General features: G+C 40.0%; 19 protein-coding genes. 5 read left to right on the forward strand and 14 right to left on the reverse strand.

The annotated features are described in order from the left end of the window. Nucleotides 1-12: 12 nt before the first annotated feature. The 5 genes from FHG85_RS09790 to FHG85_RS09810 all read left to right on the forward strand — a co-directional run bounded on the left by FHG85_RS09790 (nucleotide 13) and on the right by FHG85_RS09810 (nucleotide 6,304). Nucleotides 13-951 (forward strand): PorP/SprF family type IX secretion system membrane protein, encoded by a 939-nt coding sequence (locus FHG85_RS09790; protein WP_173075367.1) that lies wholly within the window; start codon nucleotides 13-15, stop codon nucleotides 949-951. Nucleotides 952-962: 11 nt separating this feature from the next. After that, on the forward strand, nucleotides 963-3,179 hold the full coding sequence (locus FHG85_RS09795; RefSeq protein ID WP_173075369.1) for an OmpA family protein: 2,217 nt from the start codon (nucleotides 963-965) through the stop codon (nucleotides 3,177-3,179). Nucleotides 3,180-3,272: 93 nt separating this feature from the next. Continuing rightward, nucleotides 3,273-4,592, forward strand: coding sequence for a glycosyltransferase family 4 protein (locus tag FHG85_RS09800; RefSeq protein ID WP_173075371.1), 1,320 nt, complete (start codon nucleotides 3,273-3,275; stop codon nucleotides 4,590-4,592). Next, a complete protein-coding gene (wecB, locus tag FHG85_RS09805) occupies nucleotides 4,585-5,667 on the forward strand; it encodes a non-hydrolyzing UDP-N-acetylglucosamine 2-epimerase (protein WP_173075373.1) in 1,083 nt (360 codons plus the stop codon). Before FHG85_RS09800 ends, wecB begins: the two co-directional genes overlap by 8 nt. Next, on the forward strand, nucleotides 5,612-6,304 hold the full coding sequence (locus FHG85_RS09810; RefSeq protein ID WP_173075375.1) for a hypothetical protein: 693 nt from the start codon (nucleotides 5,612-5,614) through the stop codon (nucleotides 6,302-6,304). Before wecB ends, FHG85_RS09810 begins: the two co-directional genes overlap by 56 nt. Nucleotides 6,305-6,353: 49 nt before the next feature. On the opposite strand, the gene FHG85_RS09815 is transcribed toward FHG85_RS09810, so the two are convergent. The 14 genes from FHG85_RS09815 to FHG85_RS09880 all read right to left on the reverse strand — a co-directional run bounded on the left by FHG85_RS09815 (nucleotide 6,354) and on the right by FHG85_RS09880 (nucleotide 22,901). Then, a complete protein-coding gene (locus FHG85_RS09815) occupies nucleotides 6,354-7,859 on the reverse strand; it encodes a glutamine synthetase family protein (RefSeq protein ID WP_173075377.1) in 1,506 nt (501 codons plus the stop codon). A 272-nt stretch (nucleotides 7,860-8,131) separates the two neighbouring features. Further along, the gene (locus FHG85_RS09820) at nucleotides 8,132-8,947 is read right to left on the reverse strand and encodes a ZIP family metal transporter (protein WP_173075379.1); all 816 of its coding nucleotides are present in this window, start codon (nucleotides 8,945-8,947) and stop codon (nucleotides 8,132-8,134) included. 141 nt (nucleotides 8,948-9,088) lie between these two features. Beyond that, a complete protein-coding gene (locus FHG85_RS09825; protein WP_173075381.1) occupies nucleotides 9,089-11,725 on the reverse strand; it encodes a valine--tRNA ligase in 2,637 nt (878 codons plus the stop codon). A gap of 157 nt (nucleotides 11,726-11,882) precedes the next feature. Beyond that, the gene (locus tag FHG85_RS09830) at nucleotides 11,883-12,509 is read right to left on the reverse strand and encodes a carbonic anhydrase (protein ID WP_173075384.1); all 627 of its coding nucleotides are present in this window, start codon (nucleotides 12,507-12,509) and stop codon (nucleotides 11,883-11,885) included. A 3-nt stretch (nucleotides 12,510-12,512) separates the two neighbouring features. Next, entirely contained in the window at nucleotides 12,513-14,054 is a 1,542-nt protein-coding gene (locus FHG85_RS09835) for an acyl-CoA carboxylase subunit beta (RefSeq protein ID WP_173075386.1), read from the reverse strand. 33 nt (nucleotides 14,055-14,087) lie between these two features. Then, nucleotides 14,088-14,597, reverse strand: a complete 510-nt coding sequence (locus FHG85_RS09840; RefSeq protein WP_173075388.1) for a biotin/lipoyl-containing protein — start codon at nucleotides 14,595-14,597, stop codon at nucleotides 14,088-14,090. Nucleotides 14,598-14,609: 12 nt separating this feature from the next. Further along, on the reverse strand, nucleotides 14,610-16,121 hold the full coding sequence (accC, locus tag FHG85_RS09845) for an acetyl-CoA carboxylase biotin carboxylase subunit (protein ID WP_173075390.1): 1,512 nt from the start codon (nucleotides 16,119-16,121) through the stop codon (nucleotides 14,610-14,612). A gap of 193 nt (nucleotides 16,122-16,314) precedes the next feature. Further along, entirely contained in the window at nucleotides 16,315-17,427 is a 1,113-nt protein-coding gene (locus FHG85_RS09850) for a glycosyltransferase family protein (protein ID WP_173075392.1), read from the reverse strand. A 13-nt stretch (nucleotides 17,428-17,440) separates the two neighbouring features. Next, the gene (locus FHG85_RS09855; RefSeq protein WP_173075394.1) at nucleotides 17,441-18,169 is read right to left on the reverse strand and encodes a GIN domain-containing protein; all 729 of its coding nucleotides are present in this window, start codon (nucleotides 18,167-18,169) and stop codon (nucleotides 17,441-17,443) included. Next, nucleotides 18,159-19,268 carry an acyloxyacyl hydrolase gene (locus FHG85_RS09860; protein WP_173075396.1) on the reverse strand — a complete coding sequence of 370 codons (1,110 nt, stop codon included), beginning with the start codon at nucleotides 19,266-19,268 and terminating at the stop codon, nucleotides 18,159-18,161. Before FHG85_RS09860 ends, FHG85_RS09855 begins: the two co-directional genes overlap by 11 nt. Further along, nucleotides 19,268-19,885: a porin family protein gene (locus FHG85_RS09865; protein ID WP_173075398.1), complete on the reverse strand. Its 618-nt coding sequence runs from the start codon at nucleotides 19,883-19,885 to the stop codon at nucleotides 19,268-19,270. The genes FHG85_RS09860 and FHG85_RS09865 overlap by 1 nt, the downstream gene beginning before the upstream one ends. Then, entirely contained in the window at nucleotides 19,872-20,561 is a 690-nt protein-coding gene (locus FHG85_RS09870) for an SIR2 family NAD-dependent protein deacylase (protein WP_173075400.1), read from the reverse strand. The genes FHG85_RS09865 and FHG85_RS09870 overlap by 14 nt, the downstream gene beginning before the upstream one ends. A 2-nt stretch (nucleotides 20,562-20,563) precedes the next feature. Next, nucleotides 20,564-21,778, reverse strand: coding sequence for a C45 family peptidase (locus FHG85_RS09875; RefSeq protein WP_173075403.1), 1,215 nt, complete (start codon nucleotides 21,776-21,778; stop codon nucleotides 20,564-20,566). Nucleotides 21,779-21,857: 79 nt separating this feature from the next. Further along, nucleotides 21,858-22,901, reverse strand: coding sequence for a class I SAM-dependent RNA methyltransferase (locus FHG85_RS09880; RefSeq protein ID WP_173075405.1), 1,044 nt, complete (start codon nucleotides 22,899-22,901; stop codon nucleotides 21,858-21,860). Nucleotides 22,902-22,988 lie beyond the last annotated feature (87 nt).

Here is a 22,988-nt window from a genome sequence, read left to right on the forward strand (position 1 = left end):
ATTTTTTGAGTTATGATTACAAGAATTTCAAAATCGATAAGTATAATTTTAGCAATTGTGAGTATTGTATCGTTTTCAGAGCTCACACTTGCACAGCAAGAGCCGATGTTCACACAGTACATGTTTAACACTGTATCGGTTAACCCAGCGTATGCAGGAACAACAAACTCCCTTAATGTTAACATGCTAAGTCGAATTCAATGGGTGGGTATGCGTGGAGCACCCAAAACATTTAGCTTGGCAATGCACTCACCCGTGATAAATCAGAACATTGGAGTAGGTTTTACAATTGTATCCGATAAAATCGGACCTGTAAGGAATAATTATTTTACTGCAAATTATGCCTATAGGTTAAAGTTGAATGAAGATTTGACATTATCGATGGGATTAAAAGGCGGACTCAATCAGTACTATGTGGGTTTAGCCGATATATATGTGCGAGACCCATTAGATGAGGCATTTCTTTCAAATGAAAGACGTTTAACTCCAAATCTTGGGTTTGGATTTTACTTATATTCCGATAAGTACTATGTAGGGTTCTCAATGCCAAAAATTTTTCAAACATCAGTAGACGAGCAGAATATCACGAATTCCGACCAGCTAAAAAGACACTATTACATAATTGCCGGATACGTTTGGCAGCTGAATAGCGAATGGTTGTTCAAGCCATCTTTTATTGCAAAAGCGGTTGGTGGTGCTCCATTGTCAACCGATATTACTGCCCAGTTTCTTTATCGTGATTTCATTTGGGTTGGTGCCATGTATCGGTTAGGAGATGCAGCAGGCATTTTCTTTAACTTTAAAATTAGCAACCAGCTGACAGTCGGCTACGGATATGACTTTTCACTGAGCCGACTGAACAGCTACAATAGGGGGACCCATGAAATAATGCTCAGTTTTGATTTTGAAAAACTAACCACAGGAAAGGTTAAATCACCACGTTACTTTTAATGGAATAGAAAATGAAGAATATATCGTTATCCTTTAAGGTTCTGCTAATAGTTTTTAGTTTGCTATCATTCAAACCTCACTATACCCAAGCTAAAGTCAGAGGTATCGACTCATTGCTATACACACTTGTTGAGAGATGGGCCGATAGGGCCTACGAGAATTACGCCTATGTTCGAGCTATTAAAAGGTATGAAACCTTAGTTAGACGAAATTTTACCAATGAAAAGATTTACAGAAACTTGGCTAGTTCATATTTAAAACTCAACAATGCAGAAGAATCCATAAAATACACTGAACTTCTAGTAAAATCAGGCAACTTCGTTCCCGAAGACGTTTACAACTTGGCTTATGCCTATATGTTTATTGGGAATTACGATAAAGCGGATGAATACTTAAACAAGTACAAGAATCTTGTTGAAAATGACACCAGAGCCGATAGGCAAGCCAACATTAAAGAGAAAATATCAAAGTTTAAGTCGTTATCACGATTTAAACTCCAAAAAGTTGAGTTTAATTCAAAATACTCCGATTTTGGACCATTCTACTATGACGATAAGCTTTACTTTGTTTCTGAGCGTAGAGAGGATGCTATTGTTAACTATGAATACCCTTGGAAAGAGGCTCCATATCTTGATGTATACGAAGTTGATTTAAAGGGAAATGTCTCTTCTCCGAATTTCTTCAAGGACAAGGTTAACACCAAGTACCACGACGGACCAATTTGTTTTACAAAGAATGGAGATGAAGTATTTTTTACTCGTAATAACTCTTTCCTCAAAGTATTTCCAGTTAAAGGAAAAGAAAAAACAGTATCGTTAAAAATATTTCACTCCAAAATAGTAAATGGCGTTTTATCTTCTCCAAAAGAGTTACCTTTTAATAGTAGTGATTACTCCTGTGGGCATCCCTCTATATCGGCAGATGGCAAAAAGCTATACTTTGCCTCAGACATGCCAGGCGGCTATGGCGGAACCGACATTTACATGGTGGAACGAACCGATTCGGGTTGGACTAAACCACAGAATCTTGGACCAGAAATCAATACCGAAGGTAATGAGATGTTCCCATTCATTCATGAATCGGGCATTCTCTATTTCACATCGAACGGACACGCAGGACTCGGCGGGCTAGATATTTACATGGCCACACCTAAAGGCAATGGCTTTGTTGTCATAAACCTAGGCTCACCTATTAATTCAGAAAAAGACGACTTCTCTTTTTATATCGACAAGGATAAAAAATTTGGGTTCTTTGCATCAAACAGACCTGGTGGCAAAGGTGATGACGATATATATAAGTTTTACACATTAGATTTAGGTACGACTTTAGCTGGAAACGTTTATGATTCCAATACTAAAGAACGATTATCTAATGCAACGATTCATCTTAAAGACGAAAAAGGAAACACTGTAGCTCTAAAAAGCGATAGGAATAACGATTTTGTCTTTAATATTAAACTCGATAACAATTATTTCATCACTGCCGAAATTGATGGCTATAAGCCTTACTCAACCGCTTTAAGTTTACCCGCATCAAAACCAGCATCGGATACCATTCATCATGATTTATATCTGGACCCACTACCCTTCTGGGGTATATTTGGTAAGGTTTATTTCAAAGAATCTCACGAAGTAATTCCTGATGTAAAATTACAAGTAGTTAATCAGCAAACCAATGACACCTTAATTGTCCTAACCGACTCCGCAGGTGAGTTCAGAGTCAAACTAGAGCAAAACACAAAATACAACTTGCTTTTCTCAAAAGAGGGATTATTTAGTAAGCGGGCAGAGTATTCAACTGAGAATATTACCCCAGGCTGGGTTAATGCGGATAAATTCATAGACCTTGCCTTTGAAAAAGTGGAACTTAACAAACGTATTGAGATTCCTAACATATACTACGATTTAGGGAAATGGAACATTCGACCCGATGCTGCTGTTGAACTTGACAAGGTAGTACAGTTTCTTAAAGATAATCCAAACATTAAGGTTGAGCTTGGCTCGCATACCGATTCAAGGGGAAGTTCTAAATCGAATCAAATTCTATCGCAGAAAAGAGCCCAATCGGCTGTTGATTATATAGTTAACCATGGTGTCTCAAGAGATAGGATTACCGCTAAGGGGTATGGTGAAACCATGCTTAAAAACCACTGTGCCGATGGAGTTAAATGCTCCGAAGAAGAACACCAACAAAACAGAAGAACCGAAATTAGAATTGTAGGAATGTAATAAACCTAAAAATTCGACTAGAAGGGTGGCTTTGCCACCTTTCTTGTTTTTGTGAAGATTGACAAACAGTATATCTTTACAAAAATTTAGGATATGGGAAGCACTTCACAAAAACGAGTTCTAATTATCACCTACTACTGGCCCCCTGCCGGGGGTGTTGCCGTACAGCGTTGGCTAAAATTTGTGAAGTATCTACCAAATTATGGTTGGGAACCTGTTATCTACACTCCTGAAAACCCTGAATTTTTTTATGAAGACAAATCGCTATTAAAAGATATTCCAGAAAAAGCAAAGGTTATAAAACGCCCTATTTGGGAACCATACAAAATTTACAAATCGCTCACCGGGAAAAAAGGTGAAAATTTAGGCCTAGGGTTTGCAAACAATGAAAAAAGTAAAAAGGGGGCATTAAACAAACTGTTTATATGGTTAAGAGGTAACCTTTTAATTCCCGACCCCCGAATTTTTTGGGTTCGCCCATCAGTAAAGTTTTTGTGCAATTACCTGAAGGAGAATCCGGCTGATGCTATTATCACTACGGGGCCACCCCACTCCATGCACCTTATTGGATTTAAGATTAAAAAGAGATGTAATATTCCATGGATTGCTGATTTTCGAGACCCATGGACAAATATCGACTTCTACAAGGAATTAAAATTAACCAGGCTAGCAGATATTATTCATCATAGGCTAGAACAAAAAGTTTTGAAGTCGAGCAACCAGGTTATTGTTGTATCAAAACAGATGAAGCGCGAGTTTGAAGAATTAGGCTGCAAAAACATTTCAGTAATTACCAATGGTTTCGACATTGAAGATATTCCATCAAAACTAGCCCCCAACAACAATAACTTCACTATCTGCTATGTAGGAACTATGAATTCGGCTAGGAATCCGCTAACTCTGTGGCAAGCTCTGCGATTAATTTGCTCTAACGATAACGAGTTTGCATCAAAGCTAGAAATTAAAATAGCGGGTCAAATAGACTCATCGGTAATTGATGCAATAAAGAACAACAACCTTGAAAAAAACTTTGAGTACCTTGGAACAGTTCCACACAACGAGGCACTTGAATTACAAATGAGTTCACAGGTACTTTTACTTGTAGTGAACAATACGCCTAACGCCAAAGGGATTGTTACTGGCAAATTTTTTGAATACCTTGCCATGGGCAAGCAAATACTTGCAATTGGGCCAACAGATGGTGACTTGGCTGAAATTATTCAAGAAACCGATGCTGGCAATATAGTTGATTTTAACGATTTTGATGGCACTAAGCAGCTAATTTTGAAATATTACAATCTTTATAAATCAGGGGGATTAAACACTGTTAAGACAGCAAGTAACAAATACTCAAGAAAAGAGTTAACAGGCAAACTAGCTAAAATTTTAAATGAGATTACAGAAAATGAGTAAAAAAGCAATACTAACTGTACTTGGGGCAAGGCCACAATTTATAAAAGCAGCTGCGGTTAGCCGTCAGTTCCAAAAAATTGAAATTCCAGAAATAATTGTTCACACTGGTCAGCACTTCGACAAAAACATGTCGGATGTGTTTTTTAAGGAGATGAGCATTCCATCGCCCCAGTACAACCTAAAAATAAATAGTTTAAGCCATGGAGCAATGACAGGGCGAATGCTTGAACAGCTGGAGGAAATCATACTCAAAGAAACACCATCGGCGGTAATGGTTTATGGAGATACCAACTCAACACTAGCTGGAGCTTTAGCTGCAGTGAAGCAACATGTCCGAGTTATTCATGTTGAAGCTGGTTTACGCTCATTTAATATGGCAATGCCCGAAGAGGTCAATCGTATTCTGACCGACCGCATTTCAAACCTACTTTTTTGCCCTACCGACACAGCAGTTAAAAATCTAAAAAACGAAGGCTACGAAAATTTTAATGCGCAAATAGTAAAAAGCGGTGATGTGATGCAGGATGCCGCATACTTCTATCTTGATAAGGCAAAATCATCATCTAAAATCATTGAGAGGCTTGGTCTTACCTCTGATTTTGTTCTAGCAACTATACATCGACAAGAAAACACCGACGACCAAACTAAGCTAAAGCAAATCATAGATGGTCTGAATCGAATAAACAAAGAGGTAAGGGTTGTTGTTCCTCTGCATCCAAGGACCCAAAAGATACTCAAAAGCACATCTATCAGTACCGATTTTACTATCATTGAGCCTGTTGGCTATTTCGACATGCTAATGCTAATTAGCAATAGCAAGATGGTTATGACCGATAGCGGAGGTCTACAGAAAGAAGCTTTCTTTTTCGGGAAACATTGCATAACGCTCCGTGAACAAACAGAATGGGTTGAACTAGTTGAGAATGGATTTAATCGCTTAGCAGGTGCTAGTTCCGATGCAATTTTAAATGCATTCCATGAGATGTCGAGCAAAGAATCTAATTTTAATATCGACTTGTATGGCAATGGTAAGGCTTCGGAGAAAATTGCACAACATCTTAAGAGTTGGCTATAGCATTTCAATAGCAGCAACATTTCTTCTTACTATTAAGCCAAACATAGCCAACTGCCAGTGGTTTGTAAATACAAATGGGGGTGTTGTTTACAACGTCCCACTACCACTAAACATTTACCAGGAAGGTTACCCTTCAATTAAGATGAATGCCCAGTTCAGGACCGAGCCCTTCACGCTACCAGTTTATTGGGCAGTTCAGGTAGGAAGAGAAGGTAAAAATAGTCAGTTTGCAAGTATAGAATTTATTCACCATAAACTTTATCTGAACAACACCAACCCAACAGTAAGCAAGTTTAATGTTTCCCATGGTTTTAACATGTTAATAGCCAGCTATGGGTATTCTTGGAATGAATATTCAACCAGCATTGGTTTGGGATTTGTGATCGCCCATCCCGAATCGGAAATTAGGGAAATGGAATTTGGAAGTTCAACCGACGATTGGGATATGGGATATTATTTGACTGGGCCTGTTTTTGCCTTTAGTGCAAAACGAAACCTATACTTTGCAAACAAGGTTTATGGTATACTTGGCCTTAAGGTTACTGGGGCATATGCAAGGCTTCCTATAAACCAAGGCCATGCAAGTTTTGTGAACATAGCGGGGCATATCAATTTTGGGATAGGAGTAAAACTCTAATAAAAAAGCCGACTTTACTAAGCCGGCTCCTATTATCATATCTGAAAGATTATGCTATATGGATGAACTGGGAAACCAGCTTAGCAATCTCCTCGTTGTTCCCGTAAAGTTTCTCGCTCAAGCCTTTATCGTTATACGACTTAAGCTTTGCAACAATGGCATCAATCATCCCCTTTGGAAAAATGCCATCCTTTTCAAACTTTTGTCTTTTAGCCTCAAGTGCTTCTGCCGATTCCCAGCACGAAGCAGGTAACTGTTTTAGGCTGGCAAGCTTTTCCTTAAACTCTGGCCTAAAAATGTTAACATTTACGTAAAGTTTATCGGCCAGTTCAAGAGCATCAGGTCTGCGCAACCCATCAAGTGCAGCAGTAATAAGGCCTGCGATAGTTAGATAAGGATTTGCAGAGCCATCGGCAACTCTATACTCAACAGTTTGTTTACTTTCCATTTGAGCATACTGGCTGTCGTCATTAGGATTAGCATGCTTTACCATATTTTCTGCACCAATCCAGCCCAAAGGGACACGGATTACCACTGAACGATTGCGCTCGCCCCAACAGATATTGGTTGGTGCTTCTTGGTGTGGTACTAATCTTAAATATGATGTGGGAATGGTATTACCAAATGCGGTAAGAGCATCTGCAGCATCAAGGATACCAGCAACCATCTTTTTGGCAGTATCGCTTAGCTTTCCATTTTCCACCATAAGATTCTTTCCATCTTTCTCAACCATCATGTGGAAATGCAAGCCACTGCCAGCCTTGCCAACTGTTATTTTAGGAGCAAAACTAATTTCCACACCATAACGATAACCAAGCATACGCACAATCCATTTGGCTATCACAAGCTGCTCAACAGCTTCTTCGGCAGGCATTGGGAGGAACTCAATTTCGTGCTGCTCATAAAGATATTGGTCGGTCATAAAGCAACCCACTTCTGAATGGCCATACTTCACCTTTCCACCTGCACGAGCAATGTAGATTAAAGCCTCACGCCGTAGCATTTCCCATTTAGCGAATGGTTCAGAAGCATGGTACCCCTTTTGGTCAACTCCAGGATAAAAATCATCGCGTTCGCTTATTACGTAATACTCAAGCTCTGCTAATGCTTTAAAGGTCATGCCAGTTTCTTGCTTGAACAAATCGTAAGCCTTTTTTAACACGTTCTCAGGAGCACTTTCAAGAGGCTTACCAGTGCTATCGTAAAACGAACAGAGTATTTCAAGAGTTGGAACTTCGGCAAATGGGTTAACAAAGGCAGTTCTGTAACGTGGAATAACATAGAGGTCGCTACTACCTGCCTCAATAAATGAGAAAAGGCTGCTTCCATCTACTCGTTCACCAGCAGAAAGAATTGAATCGAGATGTTCCTTTGAGGAAATTATAAAGTTTAGGGTTTTAAGCTTGCCATCCTCTGCCACATAACGAAAATTAATCATTTCTATGCTATTTTCCTCGCAGAAGCGAATGATATCGGATTTTGTAAATTCCGATGCAGGCTTTTTTAGATATCGAACCAGCTCATTGGGGTTCATCACTATTTGCGATTCGTTCATGAGTTTCTAATTTTTTATTTTAGCCAAAACTACAAAATACAATTGTTCTGCAATGTGTAAATACAATGTTTATTAACATGATTTTATAACATACTTGTAAATTGTAGAAAAAAACTATTTAATCAGCCCCTGTTTTAAGCCAATGTCACGCAAACCATATATTACATAGGAAAAAAAGCAAAACCGAAACCATGATTTATTTTCAAAATCACCTAAAGCATATCAAAACTTTCAGAAATGCTATAGGACCATGAACCTTCTTAAAAGAGATATTAACCTAATGCCACATCTAATAGCATCATTGTGGCAAATCCAAGCATGGCTCCTATTGTCGATAAATCGGTTTCATTGCCCATTTGCGATTCAGGGATTAGCTCTTCAACTACAACAAAAATCATAGCTCCTGCAGCAAACGAAAGAGCGTAGGGCAATAGCGGTGTGATTGTAAGAACTAAATAGGCACCTAGCACCCCAGCTATTGGCTCGACAACTCCAGAAAACTGTCCATACATAAACGCCCTTGTTCGGGAGAAGCCCTCCCTTCGTAGCGGGATTGATACTGCAGCGCCTTCAGGGAAATTTTGTAGTCCTATACCAACCGCAAGAGCAATTGCACCGGAGAGCATTCCTAAATCCGGATTATTTGCTAAGGCCCCAAAGGCAACACCAACAGCAAGGCCCTCGGGGATGTTATGTAGTGTAATTGCAAGGACAAGCAGTACGCTACGCTGCCAGGTTGTCTTAACACCTTCGGCCTTATCGATTGAGAGCCCCATATGTAGATGAGGTAATACTTTATCGACAATTAACAGAAATGCTCCTCCCAATAAAAAACCAACGACTGCAGGCACCCAAGGTGTAGTACCATTTTGCTCTGCCATCTGAATGGCAGGATTGAGCAACGACCAAAAGCTTGCTGCAATCATTACACCCGCAGCAAAACCTAGCATGGAGTTAAGTATCTTTTTATTGATAGATTTAAAAAAGAAAACCATTGCTGCCCCTAGAGCAGTTACAAACCATGTAAAAAGCGTGGCAGCAAGCGCCAAAATGACTGGATTGTAATCAAGCAATATATCAATCTTCATCAATTTAAGAAATTTAGTCTTTAAACAAAAAAACACCAACGACACAAATCTACAAAATTTAACCAGTAAAAACAGCCAAATTTAGCTTGTGTCGTTGGTGTGGTGTCGAAAGATGGGCCTTCTAGCCAATCAGAAAATCAATTATTTCAACTCGTTTAACCTTTCCTCTAAGGCTTTAATCTTAGCTTCGGCATCACTCTTTTTCTTTTGCTCCATGACCACAACTTTAGCTGGAGCATTATTCACAAAGCGCTCATTGCTTAGCTTTTTCATAACGCTATTAAGGAATCCACGAGTGTATTCTAGTTCCGCCAAAATCTTTTTACGCTCTTCTTCAACATCGATCAAGCCTTCTAAAGGAATATAAACCTCATCAACACCTACCATGAACGACGATGCTCCTTCCACTTTTCCATCGGTATACCCAAACTCCTCAAGTCCAGCAAGTTTCACAACAACATCTTCTAGCCCCTTGTCTAACTTGCCATTTGTCTTAATTAAAGCCTTAAGATGATGTTTAGGCGAAATATTTTTTTCCTGACGAATATTTCGAATTCCTGCGATAATACCCTTTACACGTTCAAAGTTGTCTAATAGATTTTCATCAAATCCGTTCGATTCAGGCATACGGCTAACCATGATACTTTCGCCATCGGCGCGATTACGCAGATGTTGCCATAACTCCTCGGTTATAAAAGGCATGAATGGATGAAGCAACGCTAGCATTTTCTCAAAAATATCAAGAGTAGCATTATAGGTTGTTGCATCAATAGGCTGACCGTATGCTGGTTTTACAGTTTCTAGATACCACGACGAAAATTCGTCCCAGAAGAGTTTATAAAGGTTCATTAACGCCTCCGAAATGCGATACTTTTCAAAATCATCGTCGCACTGTTCAATGGCCATGTTTATCACATTATTAAACCATTCCACAGCCACCCTTGCCGATTCGGGTTGTTTAGCATTTTCATCAACCTGCCATCCCTTAACTAGGCGAAAAGCATTCCAAATCTTATTGCTAAAGTTTCTACCCTGTTCGGTAAGGCTTTCGTCGAATAGCAGGTCGTTTCCTGCAGGCGAGCAAAGCAGCATACCAACACGTACGCCATCGGCACCATATTTTGCTATGAGGTCAAGTGGGTCGGGTGAGTTACCAAGCTGCTTACTCATTTTACGACGCAGGTGGTCGCGAACGATGCCAGTGAGGTAAACATTTCGGAAAGGCTTATCGCCCATGTATTCGTACCCTGCAATTATCATGCGTGCAACCCAGAAGAAAAGGATTTCGGGTGCAGTAATCAAATCGTGAGTTGGATAGTAATACTTAATATCCGGATTTTCAGGGTCAAGTATTCCGTTGAAAACAGATATTGGCCATAGCCAAGAGCTAAACCAGGTATCAAGAACATCATCGTCCTGACGGAGGTCGGAAATTTGAAGGTTAGGGTTATTGGTTTGTTTACGCGCCAGTTCAACAGCTTCCTCCTCATTGTGGGCTACTATATAGCCACCTTCGGGTAAATACCATGCAGGAATGCGATGTCCCCACCAAAGCTGACGCGATAAGCACCAGTCCTTAACGTTTTCCATCCAGTGACGGTAGGTATTCACAAATTTTGGTGGATGAAGTTTAATATCGCCATTCACAACTGCATCGAGAGCGGGTTGTGCAAGGTCTTTCATCTTTAAGAACCACTGCATGGAAAGCTTAGGCTCAATAACCGCATCGGTACGTTCACTAAACCCGACCTTATTCACATAATCCTCAACCTTAGCCAGATTTCCAGCCTTTTCAAGGTCAATAACAATCTGTTTGCGAACTTCGAACCTATCCATTCCAACGTAAAGCTGTGCGGATTCGTTCAAAGTTCCGTCATCGTTAAAAATGTCAATTACCTCAAGGTTATACTTTTCCCCAAGCATGTAGTCATTCACATCGTGGGCAGGAGTAACCTTTAAAGCACCTGTACCAAACTCCATATCTACATACTCATCAAAAATAACAGGCACACTACGATTGATAAGGGGAACAATAAGGCGTTTACCTTTAAGGTGCGCGTAGCGTGGGTCGTTAGGATGTACGCAAACAGCAGTATCGCCAAGAATGGTTTCAGGGCGTGTAGTGGCTATGGTAACATGACCATCATCGCCTTCAATCTTATAGTTCAGGTAGTAAAGCTTACCTTTTACCTCACGATATATTACCTCCTCGTCGGAAACTGCGGTTTTGGCCTGAGGGTCCCAGTTGACCATTCGCACACCACGATATATTAGTCCTTTGCGGAATAAATCGACAAATACATGGATAACACTTTCCGACAGCGTTGGGTCCATGGTAAAACTTGTTCGGTCCCAATCGCACGATGCGCCTAACTTTTTAAGCTGCTCAAGAATAATTCCACCATGCTTCTCCTTCCACTCCCAAGCATGCTTTAGAAACTCATCGCGAGAAAGCTGCGATTTCTCTATTCCTTCGGCTTTCAGTTTGGCAACAACTTTGGCCTCAGTAGCAATTGAGGCATGGTCGGTTCCAGGTACCCAGCAGGCATTTTTACCCTTCATACGAGCCCTACGAACTAGCACATCCTGCAGAGTATTGTTGAGCATGTGTCCCATATGAAGCACACCAGTAACATTGGGTGGTGGAATCACAATGCAGTATGGTTCGCGTTCATCGGGTGTGGAACGGAAAAAGCCTTTATCCATCCAATACTTATACCACTTATCCTCAACCTCAACCGGGTTGTATTTTGCAGAAAGTTCCTTTGTGTTATCCATAATTTAAATGCTATCATCTATCGAACCGCAAAAATAGCATTTTTTCTATAAAGATTGATATGCAGAAGGTTGGTGTTAAACAATTATATGGCTTCAATATCTCAATAATGCTTTTATTTCAAAAAAAATCTGTTTCAATCAGAATAATTTTCTTCTCCTATTCAATTCGATAAATCGTCATTATATTTTCAAGTATATGGTTAACATCGATATTCAAATCTTTTAGCAACCCCGACTCTAAATCAAAAACCCACCCATGAACAGAAATCTTATTTTGTCGAATAGCCTTTTGCACCTCGTATGTTTTTAAAACATTTACACACTGTTCTAGAACATTAAGTTCAACTAGCCTTTTATTCTTTTCGACAGGTGAATTGCACTTTTCAAGTTCAGGTCGGTGAAGCCTGTAAACATCTCTGATATTTCGCAGCCATGGATTAAGTATCCCCATGTCCTTTGGTTGCAAAGCAGCCTCAACACCTCCGCAGCGATAATGGCCACAAACAACAATATGTTCAACCTCCAAAACTGTGACTGCATAATTGATAACAGCCATGGAGGCTAAGTCGGAATTGGGAACCTGGTTGGCAATGTTTCGATACACAAATACCTCACCAGGTTCAACTCCCATTATCTCTTCAGCAGAAACTCGGCTATCGGAACAGCCAATGTATAAAATTTTAGGCTGTTGCCCCCTAGCTAAATCAATAAAGTAGTCTGGCTTATCCGATATTTTCTTTTCAGCCCAAATCTTGTTTCTTTGAAAGATTGATTTTAAATCCATTTGCTAAAGAACAATGTTGCCATGTTTCCTTGGAGGATTTTGTTGGCTTTTGGTTCTTGTCATTTCTAAAGCTTGTACCAACTTAGCTCGTGTTTGCTTTGGATAAATGACCTCATCGATATACCCCAGCTCTGCAGCTTGATAAGGGTTGGCAAACTTGTCGCGATACTCGTCAATTAGCTGCTGACGAGTTTCCTCATTATCAATCTTGTTCCTATAAAGTATGTTTACGGCACCTTCGGGGCCCATAACTGCAATTTCGGCCATGGGATAGGCAAAGTTCACATCGGCACCCACCTGCTTGCTCGACATCACACAGTAAGCACCACCGTATGCTTTACGAGTAATTACAGCAATTTTAGGAACAGTTGCCTCGGAATAGGCATATAAAAGTTTAGCTCCATGGCGAATAATGCCATTCGACTCCTGGTTAACTCCAGGAAGGAATCCCGGAACATCAACAAAGGTTACAATAGGGATATTGAACGAATCGCAAAAACGGATAAAGCGTGCACCTTTTACCGATGCATCGATATCGAGCACACCTGCAAGGTGAGCGGGCTGATTTGCAACAAGACCTACAGTATGCCCAGCCATACGCGCAAAACCAACAACTATGTTTTTTGCAAAAAGAGGCTGAACCTCAAGGAAGTTCTTATCGTCAACTACTGTTAAAATCAGGTCTTTAATATCGTATGGTTTATTGGGGTCGGCTGGAATTAATGTTTGAAGGCTCTCGTCTTCGCGTAAGGGGTCGTCGGTGGTAGGAACAACAGGAGGTTCCTCCATGTTATTAGCAGGTAAAAAGCTCATCAACTCCCTAAGAAGCATTAAAGCCTGCTCATCATTTTCGGCCACGAAATGGGCCACACCACTTTTAGCATTATGGGTGATTGCGCCGCCAAGCTCATCTTTTGTAACCTCCTCGTGCGTTACCGCCTTTATCACATCTGGTCCAGTTACAAACATATAGCTGGTATCCTTAACCATAATGATAAAATCGGTTAGTGCTGGCGAATACACAGCTCCACCAGCACATGGTCCCATAATACAGGTTATCTGGGGAATAACACCAGAACTACGAACATTATTGTAAAAAATCTCAGCATAACCTGCAAGGCTCTGTACGCCTTCCTGAATGCGGGCACCACCAGAATCGTTCAGACCAATAATTGGAGCGCCCATCTTTGTGGCCAGCTGTTGCAATTTGATTATCTTATCGGCATTAGCTCGGCTTAAAGTCCCACCAAAAACTGTAAAATCGTAGGCATAAACATAAACCAAACGGCCATCTATTTTACCGTAACCTGCCACGACTCCATCACCTGGAATGTGCTTTTTGTCCATTCCAAAATCGGTAGCCCTATGCGTAACGAGTTTATCTATTTCGTTAAAAGTTCCTGGATCAAGCAACTCAACTATTCTTTCTCTGGCAGTTTTTTTCCCTCCTTCGTGTTGCTTTGCAATACGATCGGGACCTCCGGCTTGCTCGGCCAAAGCATTACGACGCTCTAACTCCTGATATAGCTCATCAAGTGTTTTCATTGGATTTAGGTTAAAGAAAGGTTAATGGATTTTTTATTCAATTTCTACTAATGGTTGGTTGGCATTAATGTTATCGCCCTCTTTCACATGAATTTTCTTCACAACTCCATCCACTGGGCTTTTGTACTCACTTTCCATTTTCATTGCCGAAATAACAATAACGGTTGTTCCTTTTTCTACAGGTTCACCTTCGGCAACTGGAATTTTCACCACACGACCAGGCATTGGGGTAGATATCACCTTATCGGCTCCTTGGTCTTCAAGCGCCTTGCGGCTACGCTGATATCGGCTTTGGGCATCAATAATCTCAACCTCTTGTGAGTTATAAAATGTGTTTACAAAATAATTTTTTGGTCCATCGCCGGGTATTATCTCAATGTTATACGATTTCCCATTGTGGATAATAGAGTAAACACCATTTTCAACCTGTGCAATATCTACCTCGTATTCAACTCCATCGACCTCAAAAACAACAATATTTTCATTGCGACGCACCAATTTCACATCGGCAATACGATCGCCAATTTTAACTTCAAGTCCCATAGCTATGATTAATTAATAGGGTATAAGGCTGCGCTTAATACCGTAAGTTTTCCAATTCTCAGATTGCGATACGGCAAAATCGCTCATTGCTACCTTTTCCATCTTGGTAATGAAATCGAAATAAGCAGCAATTATTGCCATATCCTCAAAAACTCTATCGCCTTTTGTTTCTGTTTTCATTAGCTCATCAAAGTGCTCCTGAATGAAGTGCGTATTGTAGTTACCAAGTCGGAAGTCGCGGTTATCCATAATACGCTCAAGGAATCGGATTGATGTTTTTACTCCAGTTATTTTGTACTCAAAGAGGGCTCGTTTCATTCGGTTAATGGCCTCTGTTCTATCACGCCCCCAGGCAATAAGTTTACTAATCATAGGGTCGTAGTACAGGGGAATTTCATAGCCTTCGTATGCGTATCCATCGGTACGCACACCTAAACCATTTGGTTCACTAATATGCCTTATTAATCCGGGAGAAGGCATGAAATTATTGAACGGATCCTCGGCAAGGATACGGCATTCAATTGCATGCCCATGCTGTTTAACCTCTTCCTGCTTAAATGAAATTGGCAAACCAGAAGCAATCCGAATCTGTTCCTTTACAAGGTCTACTCCTGTTACACGCTCAGTAATAGGATGCTCAACCTGCAAGCGGGTATTCATTTCAAGGAAATAAAAGTTGTGGTTGGCATCAACCAAAAACTCTATAGTTCCAGCACCAACATAGTTTACAGCTTTAGCAGCGGCAATAGCTGCTTGTCCCATTTGCTCGCGCAATTCTGGAGTTATGAATGGCGAAGGAGTTTCTTCGATTACTTTTTGGTGTCTTCGTTGAATAGAACACTCACGTTCAAACAGATGAACGGTATTACCATGCCTATCGGCAAGAATTTGAAATTCGATATGATGTGGCGACTCAACGTACTTCTCAATGTAAACCGTATCATCGCCAAAAGCTGACTGTGCCTCCGATTGAGCCAGTTTAACAGCTGAAACCAATTCTTCGGCCTTACGTACTAGGCGCATGCCTTTCCCCCCACCACCAGCTGACGCCTTTATTATTACAGGCAAGCCGATTTCATCAACAATTTTGCGAACGGTTTCCATATCGGATACTTTCTGCTGAGTACCTGGCACCACCGGCACTCCAGCCTCAATCATGGTTTGACGGGCAGTTATTTTATCGCCCATTTGATTTATAGCCTTTGGATCGGGGCCAATAAAAACAATTCCAGCCTCGCTGCACTTTTGTGCAAACTCAGCATTCTCCGACAGGAAACCATAACCAGGATGAATGGCATCGGCACCTGATTGTTTTGCCACTTCAATAATCTTATCGCCATTAAGATAGCTCTCATTTGAAGGCGATGGGCCAATGTGATATGCCTCATCGGCATAACGAACGTGTAATGAACGACGGTCGGCATCTGAATAAACGGCAACCGATTTTATTCCCATTTCGCGGCACGACCTGATAACCCGGACTGCTATTTCGCCCCGGTTAGCAATAAGTACTTTTTTAATCATAATAGTCCCAGATATGAATCCGAGACAAAGGTATGGAAATTTTTAATTTTTGTGCAAGTTTATTTATACATTTATGTTATTTAGCATAATTCTATAGCATATCTGTATATATCGAAAACGTTTTAAATCAACACATTAAATCAAACACTCGTTTACATAAATTTTGAGTATTATTATTTCTCATAGCTAAAAATCATCCCAATAAATATTTAACCAAAACTTCTGCTTGCCAGGCATTTGAGAATCTACCAAGCAGCGATTCTCGTTCAAGAATTGAAGTTTCTTCAAATTTCTTATACATAAGCAAATTGATTAAACCAACGTAATCATCGGCTGAGTCAGCCACATTGCATAACTTTTCGAGTCCTGTATTCTGTACAACCTCCCTATTGCACAGGCAGTGCCGACCTTTAAAAAGAGAGTATAGTAGTTTCAACTTAAATCCTTGAGAATTTAAGGAGTGCGTTATATTTATATGAGCATTTTGTATAAGCTCATCCATTTGGGCTCTATTGGGATCATTGATTATTTGTATGTTGCTAACGCCTTTCGATTTATCATACAATACTTGCTGGGGTGATTTCCCAGCAATAACAACATTATGCTTTACTCTTTTCAAAACATTATCGATGAGCCAAATAGTACTTTTCACATTTTCAGTTACCGACAAATCGGCATGAATTAAGATATAGTCACCACTCCCCTTTTTCACATCTAACCTATCAAATGGATGAAAAGGGGTTACTAAAAAAACATTAGTACTATACTTCTGAAAATAGTCAAGATCGTTAGGCGAAATCGCAGCAATCGAATCGACATTGTTTAACACCGATTCGTATCTTTTTAGTTTAAGCGATTCCAATTTAAAATATAACCGCCTTAAAAGGTTACTCTCTGATTGTGCTAATGCGGCATAGTATTTATGTTCGACATTGTGGGTTCTTACTATAATTTTTCTACCTTTTAACAATCCTGTGTATAGAGGATAGGTTGTATGCAAACCCTCGAACAGAATTGGATATTCATTCCCTAGCAAGTTCTCAATAAGCCTACTGTTTGAACGAGATCTTACAATATAAGGCAGCTTTGAGAATAGAAAAACAGGATTTAAATCACGCTCATAATAGTGCACCTTAAAGCATATGTCTTCTAACTCCTTCTTAACAGTTCTATCTCGATATGTATAACAATGAAGTATAACTTTCAGGCCAAGCTCCGATAGGGCTTTCAATTTGTAGAATACGTCAATTGCTCCTCCATAATCAGGAGGAAAAGGAACGGTAAAAGAAACAACATTAACTATCATCTTTTAGAACCCTTTAATCTTCAAAAATAACATTACCAGTCCCTATGCGATTTAGAGTAACCTCAGGATTTCCATGAAGTATGATATTACCAGATGAATAGATGTTTGCTTCGAGTCGATTTTCCACATTAAGATAAACATCCTCAACACATTCATGATTAACCACGCACCTCCTTAGCGTAGTATTTTTCAGGTTGAAAATTGCTCCACCCCTTACATTTAAATCGCAACTTACGGCTGAGCCTTCCACAATATACTTTCCAAAGCTTTCGCCAGAAGCATCTATTCTTATGTAATCAACCTCAACATTTGCATAGCAATCGGTATAATTGCCCCAATCGATGAAATAGAATTTGCTCGATTTAAACTTAACAGGAATCCTAAACTTACAAGGCTGACGGATATCGATTGTAGGAATCTGAGATAAATGAACCTCAATATCAATAACTGGATACCCTTTAAGCCATCTGCCATTCACATTCTCTCTTAAAAGGAGCTTATCATCTTCAAAATATAGCTTCACATCAGGTTGTACATTTTCCGGACACCTAATCAATGCATAACCAACCGTATCAGGATAAAGTGTAACATTGAAAGAGCCCTTTATATCGAAACTATCATAGTGAGTTAACAGGTTCACTTTACGAGTAGTAACATCACCTGCAATGCTGTCAGAGAGCCATTCACACGATTGGCTCAACAAAACTAGCACTAACAATATGGCTAAAGATCTATTTCTCATGCTTTTCAACTGAATACCTTAATCCTACCTCTATAAAATCGGCTTGGGCCAACCAATGCGCCTTGATGGCTACAGATAGCTGGAGGGTTTTGTTAAGCATTACACGCAAACCTGCCTTGTTGGTAACACCAGCCAATCCATAAAATCCATTTTTCAAATAGATGCCAGGCTGAAATGCCATGGAGACCCTGCCAAAACTTAGCAAATAAGTAGCATTTAACGAAATGGCAACTTTATCTGAGGCTTTAGGATTTATAGAATTATCGTTTTTATCAACCATCAAATCGGGTATGGAGCCATCGGAATAAATACAAAGCTCAGCTCCAAGCATTGACAGGGGAGCAACCCTATATAATTTTTCCATAGAAAGACCTAAAATTCCATACTGCTTACCAGTAAAACCATCGATAGCCTTTTCGCTACCAAAAAAGGCGAGGTTTAGGACACTATAAGGAGTGTCATCTGCTGGTTTTTCAACAGGCTTTAAAAGTTTTTTTCCGAATAAGTACCTATAGCTAAGTGCGCTCGTAAGAATATTAAACCCCAAATTTGGTTCTTTTACACTTCCATTTGAAGCATGGGCCACCCCTAAACTCATCGAAACTAAATGCTTTCTACTTATTCTGTATGAGGCATTCACCTCATACTGAAAAAAAACATTTATTGGAGTACCTAACACCATGTTCTCTCTGTTGCTAACCCTGTCGTGCCATTTTGAAGCGTAACTTAGACCAACAGACAATGTGTTTCCAATGTTAAAACGGCTATCTTTATTTAAAAATTCTCTATTTATAAAAAAGTATAGTCCAGTCAAAGAGCCATACAAACTTTCATTACCTAGGCCTGAATGGTGCAAGCCAACTCCGACCACGGGGAAATTATACTCCCAATGCCACAACTTTTTACCACTAGTTTGAATTCCATAGTTTAGCTGAAACCCAGTAACATTTTCGGTAATAAAATACTTCATGTAACCATGATGAGGGACTATAAATCCAGTTCGAAATCTTAAATCGATAGAATTTTTGAAATCTTGAGAGAGAACAACTTCGCTGGCTAGCAAATTAACAAAAGCAATTACAAAAAGAATCCTACGCATTATTGAAACCGATAAACAACTAAAAACTCAATCACTCTATTACGTTGACCAGTATCCATTCTATAAGAAATGTTATCGTTATATGGCCTAATTGGGATTATAGAATAAGATAACATTAGACCAAATCGCCAATTTTCGCTATAATTATACTCCATGCCAGCAAGGGCGGCAATTTCAAACTTCCTAAACGAAAAAGCATCTGAATCAGGGAAAGTTCCAAGTGAATTTTCTTCGGTTGCTTTTGTTAGGTAACCAACAGAAGTGCCAGCAATAGCGCTAAAACCATTTACAAACTGATATCCAAAAGTGAAGGGTAACTCAAAGTAGTTAAGCTTCATTCTATAAAAATCAGTCATATCGGAGTCTTTGATTTTTGCGAAGCTTCCCTTTTGAATAAATCTAAAATTAGCCCTCCAAAACCAATTAGCAACCAAATTTCGCTCTACCCAAAATCCAAGAATAGGACCAGCCTTATCAAAGCCACCATAGGTATCGCCATCGACTTGAGTAGCTGCAACACCTAGAGTTACACCGCCCTTAAAACCCTGAGCAAAGGTATCAACAAAAGAAAGTTGCAATGCAACAAGTGCGATGATAAAAAGTCTATGGTGTTTCATCTTTAATCATTTTCAGCATCGCTGGAACTCCAACCGATGCTTTATCCTTAATAAAAGTAACATCATTTCGCCAAACGTTAACATCATTTGGGTCAATAAGATATATGGGACAACCTTTTGGAGCATAGTCCAACAAACCTGCAGCAGGATAAACGTTTAACGATGTTCCAACTACCGCAAATATTTCTGCGGTTTGGACAATCTTGGCAGCTTCGGTAAGCATAGGCACATCCTCGCCAAACCATACCACATGAGGTCGCAATTGATAACCATCAATATTGTCGCCCCATTTTATGTCGTTGTAGCCAATATCGATAATATTATTTGGATTATTTACTGGTCGTGCTTTAGTCAGTTCGCCATGCAAATGCATCACTTTTGAGCTGCCTGCACGTTCATGCAAATTATCGACATTCTGTGTTATCACATAAATGTCAAAGTCGTTCTCTGCATTGGCTATTGCCAAGTGTGCAGCATTTGGCTTAGCACTTTTAAGCTGTCTTCTTCGCTGATTATAGAACTCAAGAACTAGTTGAGGATTTTTTTGCCATCCCTCAATGCTCGCCACTTCCATAACATCATACTCCTCCCACAAACCACCCATATCGCGGAAGGTTCTAATTCCACTCTCTGCACTAATACCTGCACCAGTTAGCACTACTAATCGTTTACGCATAACTATAAATCGAAATATGTTTTATAGAAATGTTGTATATCTTGGTTTAGTTCAATATAAAAATTAGCCGCTTCTGTAGGATTAAACTCGAATTTTCGCCACTTTTCATACTTCATCTGAGTTCGCTGAATTATCTCACGGTCAAACACCCTTGTAAGCTGAATTAAACCTGTTTGCTCTTTATTAACCAAGCTGTTTAATAAAACATAATTTTTGCCTTCATCCCAATTCTCTAAGGGGAAGCAACTCTTTTTCAATTGTAAGGTATAATCGCAAAGTTTTGCATTTTGGGTTCCTGGAGCTGTAATTAGTTGGGGCAACACACCACCTGCCCCAACCCATAAGGGTACTGCAACAGATGCTGGTTGAAAGCCCAACTTTACCCACATTGTAGAAAAATCTGTGGGTTCTAACGCCAAAACACCCTGAATAACAACTGTTGAGGAAGAATAATAACGAAGAATATAATCACGTAAGGAAACAATTTTGTCAACTTTTGAAATCTCTTTAGTCAAATCAATATTAGTAAATTCCTGCTTAAGGCTAACGGTTGCATTTGTAAGCAGGAACTCAGGGGTTAGGTCTCCTGCAGCTTTTGCCTCTTTCAACAAATTTGTTGCAGTAGCAAAACGGATATAGCCAGCACCTTTATTTGATTCGCCAGAAACCGAGAAATTTGTTCTAACCAAAAAACCATCGGGAGCATCGGTATTGCTGTTGGCATCATAAAATCGATATGAGAAATTGTTAACCTCAAAATAGCCAGCACCACCCTTTGCATCAATAATCCCAAAATTTGCTGAAACACCCCACGGTTTAGGCAAGGTGTCGAGCATCTGTGCAAAATCGGTTATAGTAGCGCAAGAACCTAAAGCCAACTTCATGATTAGCCCTTCCAAATCTTGTTTTCTTGTAGAGTCGGTATCTGGTTTAATATTGTATGATGCTGAGTTCATAATAGAGAAACCAGCACTATTAGTCCCAGCCCAAACATGCCGTTCCGGGTCATCGGAGTTAATTAGCGCCAGATACCTAAACCTTGGCCCAACTTCATACACTACTTTATTATTAAAATTGTCAGCATCGCGATGCTTCCATAGCAACGGACGGCCATCGGGTGTAACCTTGCCACTAATTATGGCTGTAGTGCATGCTAAACCTGAATTAAAAGAAACTATACTAAACGCGAGAATTGCAGTAATGAAAGTCCGTTTCATAACGAAATGTTTTAAACAGATGCAAGATAATAATTTTTAGGGTGATATAACAAGTCAAAATAGATACAGCCCCATTAAATCAACACTTTTGAAGCAGGACAAGGGTTTCAACATGGTGTGTTTGTGGGAAAAAATCAAAGGGTATGCAACGTACCACATCGTAACCATTTTGAGCTAAGTATGAAATGTTCTTTGAGAGAGTTCCTGGGCTACAGGAAAGATATGCAATTCTGTCTGGTTTTCCTTCAGCAATAATCCAATCCAGCACCTCCACTTCAAGGCCTGTTCGTGGCGGGTTAACGTAGAGCACAACACTTTTCCCTTCCATGCGTTTTTCATTTACCCAATCCCTTACCTGTGGTACACGATGCCTGCAGGCGCCCCTCAAAACAGTTGCATCGGGAACATTAATACGAGCACACTCAACTGCTTCGCCACCTAATTCCACACCAATTACTGATGCGCCTTGCCTAACCCATCGCAACATGGAATTCCCTGTTCCACAATATAAATCAACCACAGCAACATGATTTGAAGGTTGTAAAAACTGCTCAGCCAAATCTAGCGATTGGTTGTATAATTCTGGTATAAGCTGCTGAAAAGCAGCAGGCCCATAAATCAACCCGTTATAATCGACAGAACGCGGCTTTCCCCAAATTAAATGCCACCCTGATTTTTCAAAAATCCTTCGACCAGTAGATGGATTCAAATGATACCATAAACCTTCCACCCCAAAACTTTCAAGTTCCTTTACAAGTTGGCAATTTAGCCAATTCACATTGGGCTTTTGCTTTGACTTAATCACAAGCACCACCTGTGCTCCCGACACAACTATGTAAGCCAGTGCAAATGATTGGCTTTTGGGTATTGCCTGCCTAATGGCATTAAGCAAGCCGTTCAACCTAGGAGAATGTATAGGGCAGTAGGGAATAGGAATAAACTCATCGCGTCGCCACATTCCTAGTTGCCACTCAACACCATCGAACCTGGCACTTAAGGTTGTTTTGTCCCTATACCCCCAACAATTTTTATCAGTTACTGAATGAACAGGCTCAACCAAATCGGCCCAATCAGAAAGCTTCCCCCTTACAAACTCAAATTTCTGCAAAAGGCTTTCGGACATAGTCATTTCCCTGTGACTGCACCCCCTGCACTCTGCGACACAACCTTCAGGAATCATTATTTCATAAAGATTTTTCTATCGTGCTTA

This window comes from Tenuifilum thalassicum (assembly GCF_013265555.1).
GTDB lineage: Bacteria > Bacteroidota > Bacteroidia > Bacteroidales > Tenuifilaceae > Tenuifilum > Tenuifilum thalassicum.

Coding starts and splice junctions, on each gene's coding strand:
- FHG85_RS09790 (WP_173075367.1), top strand. CDS start 13: ATGATTACAAGAATTTCAAAATCGATAAGTATAATTTTAGCAATTGTG.
- FHG85_RS09795 (WP_173075369.1), top strand. CDS start 963: ATGAAGAATATATCGTTATCCTTTAAGGTTCTGCTAATAGTTTTTAGT.
- FHG85_RS09800 (WP_173075371.1), top strand. CDS start 3,273: ATGGGAAGCACTTCACAAAAACGAGTTCTAATTATCACCTACTACTGG.
- wecB (WP_173075373.1), top strand. CDS start 4,585: ATGAGTAAAAAAGCAATACTAACTGTACTTGGGGCAAGGCCACAATTT.
- FHG85_RS09810 (WP_173075375.1), top strand. CDS start 5,612: ATGGCAATGGTAAGGCTTCGGAGAAAATTGCACAACATCTTAAGAGTT.
- FHG85_RS09815 (WP_173075377.1), bottom strand. CDS start 7,859: ATGAACGAATCGCAAATAGTGATGAACCCCAATGAGCTGGTTCGATAT.
- FHG85_RS09820 (WP_173075379.1), bottom strand. CDS start 8,947: ATGAAGATTGATATATTGCTTGATTACAATCCAGTCATTTTGGCGCTT.
- FHG85_RS09825 (WP_173075381.1), bottom strand. CDS start 11,725: ATGGATAACACAAAGGAACTTTCTGCAAAATACAACCCGGTTGAGGTT.
- FHG85_RS09830 (WP_173075384.1), bottom strand. CDS start 12,509: ATGGATTTAAAATCAATCTTTCAAAGAAACAAGATTTGGGCTGAAAAG.
- FHG85_RS09835 (WP_173075386.1), bottom strand. CDS start 14,054: ATGAAAACACTTGATGAGCTATATCAGGAGTTAGAGCGTCGTAATGCT.
- FHG85_RS09840 (WP_173075388.1), bottom strand. CDS start 14,597: ATGGGACTTGAAGTTAAAATTGGCGATCGTATTGCCGATGTGAAATTG.
- accC (WP_173075390.1), bottom strand. CDS start 16,121: ATGATTAAAAAAGTACTTATTGCTAACCGGGGCGAAATAGCAGTCCGG.
- FHG85_RS09850 (WP_173075392.1), bottom strand. CDS start 17,427: ATGATAGTTAATGTTGTTTCTTTTACCGTTCCTTTTCCTCCTGATTAT.
- FHG85_RS09855 (WP_173075394.1), bottom strand. CDS start 18,169: ATGAGAAATAGATCTTTAGCCATATTGTTAGTGCTAGTTTTGTTGAGC.
- FHG85_RS09860 (WP_173075396.1), bottom strand. CDS start 19,268: ATGCGTAGGATTCTTTTTGTAATTGCTTTTGTTAATTTGCTAGCCAGC.
- FHG85_RS09865 (WP_173075398.1), bottom strand. CDS start 19,885: ATGAAACACCATAGACTTTTTATCATCGCACTTGTTGCATTGCAACTT.
- FHG85_RS09870 (WP_173075400.1), bottom strand. CDS start 20,561: ATGCGTAAACGATTAGTAGTGCTAACTGGTGCAGGTATTAGTGCAGAG.
- FHG85_RS09875 (WP_173075403.1), bottom strand. CDS start 21,778: ATGAAACGGACTTTCATTACTGCAATTCTCGCGTTTAGTATAGTTTCT.
- FHG85_RS09880 (WP_173075405.1), bottom strand. CDS start 22,901: ATGTCCGAAAGCCTTTTGCAGAAATTTGAGTTTGTAAGGGGGAAGCTT.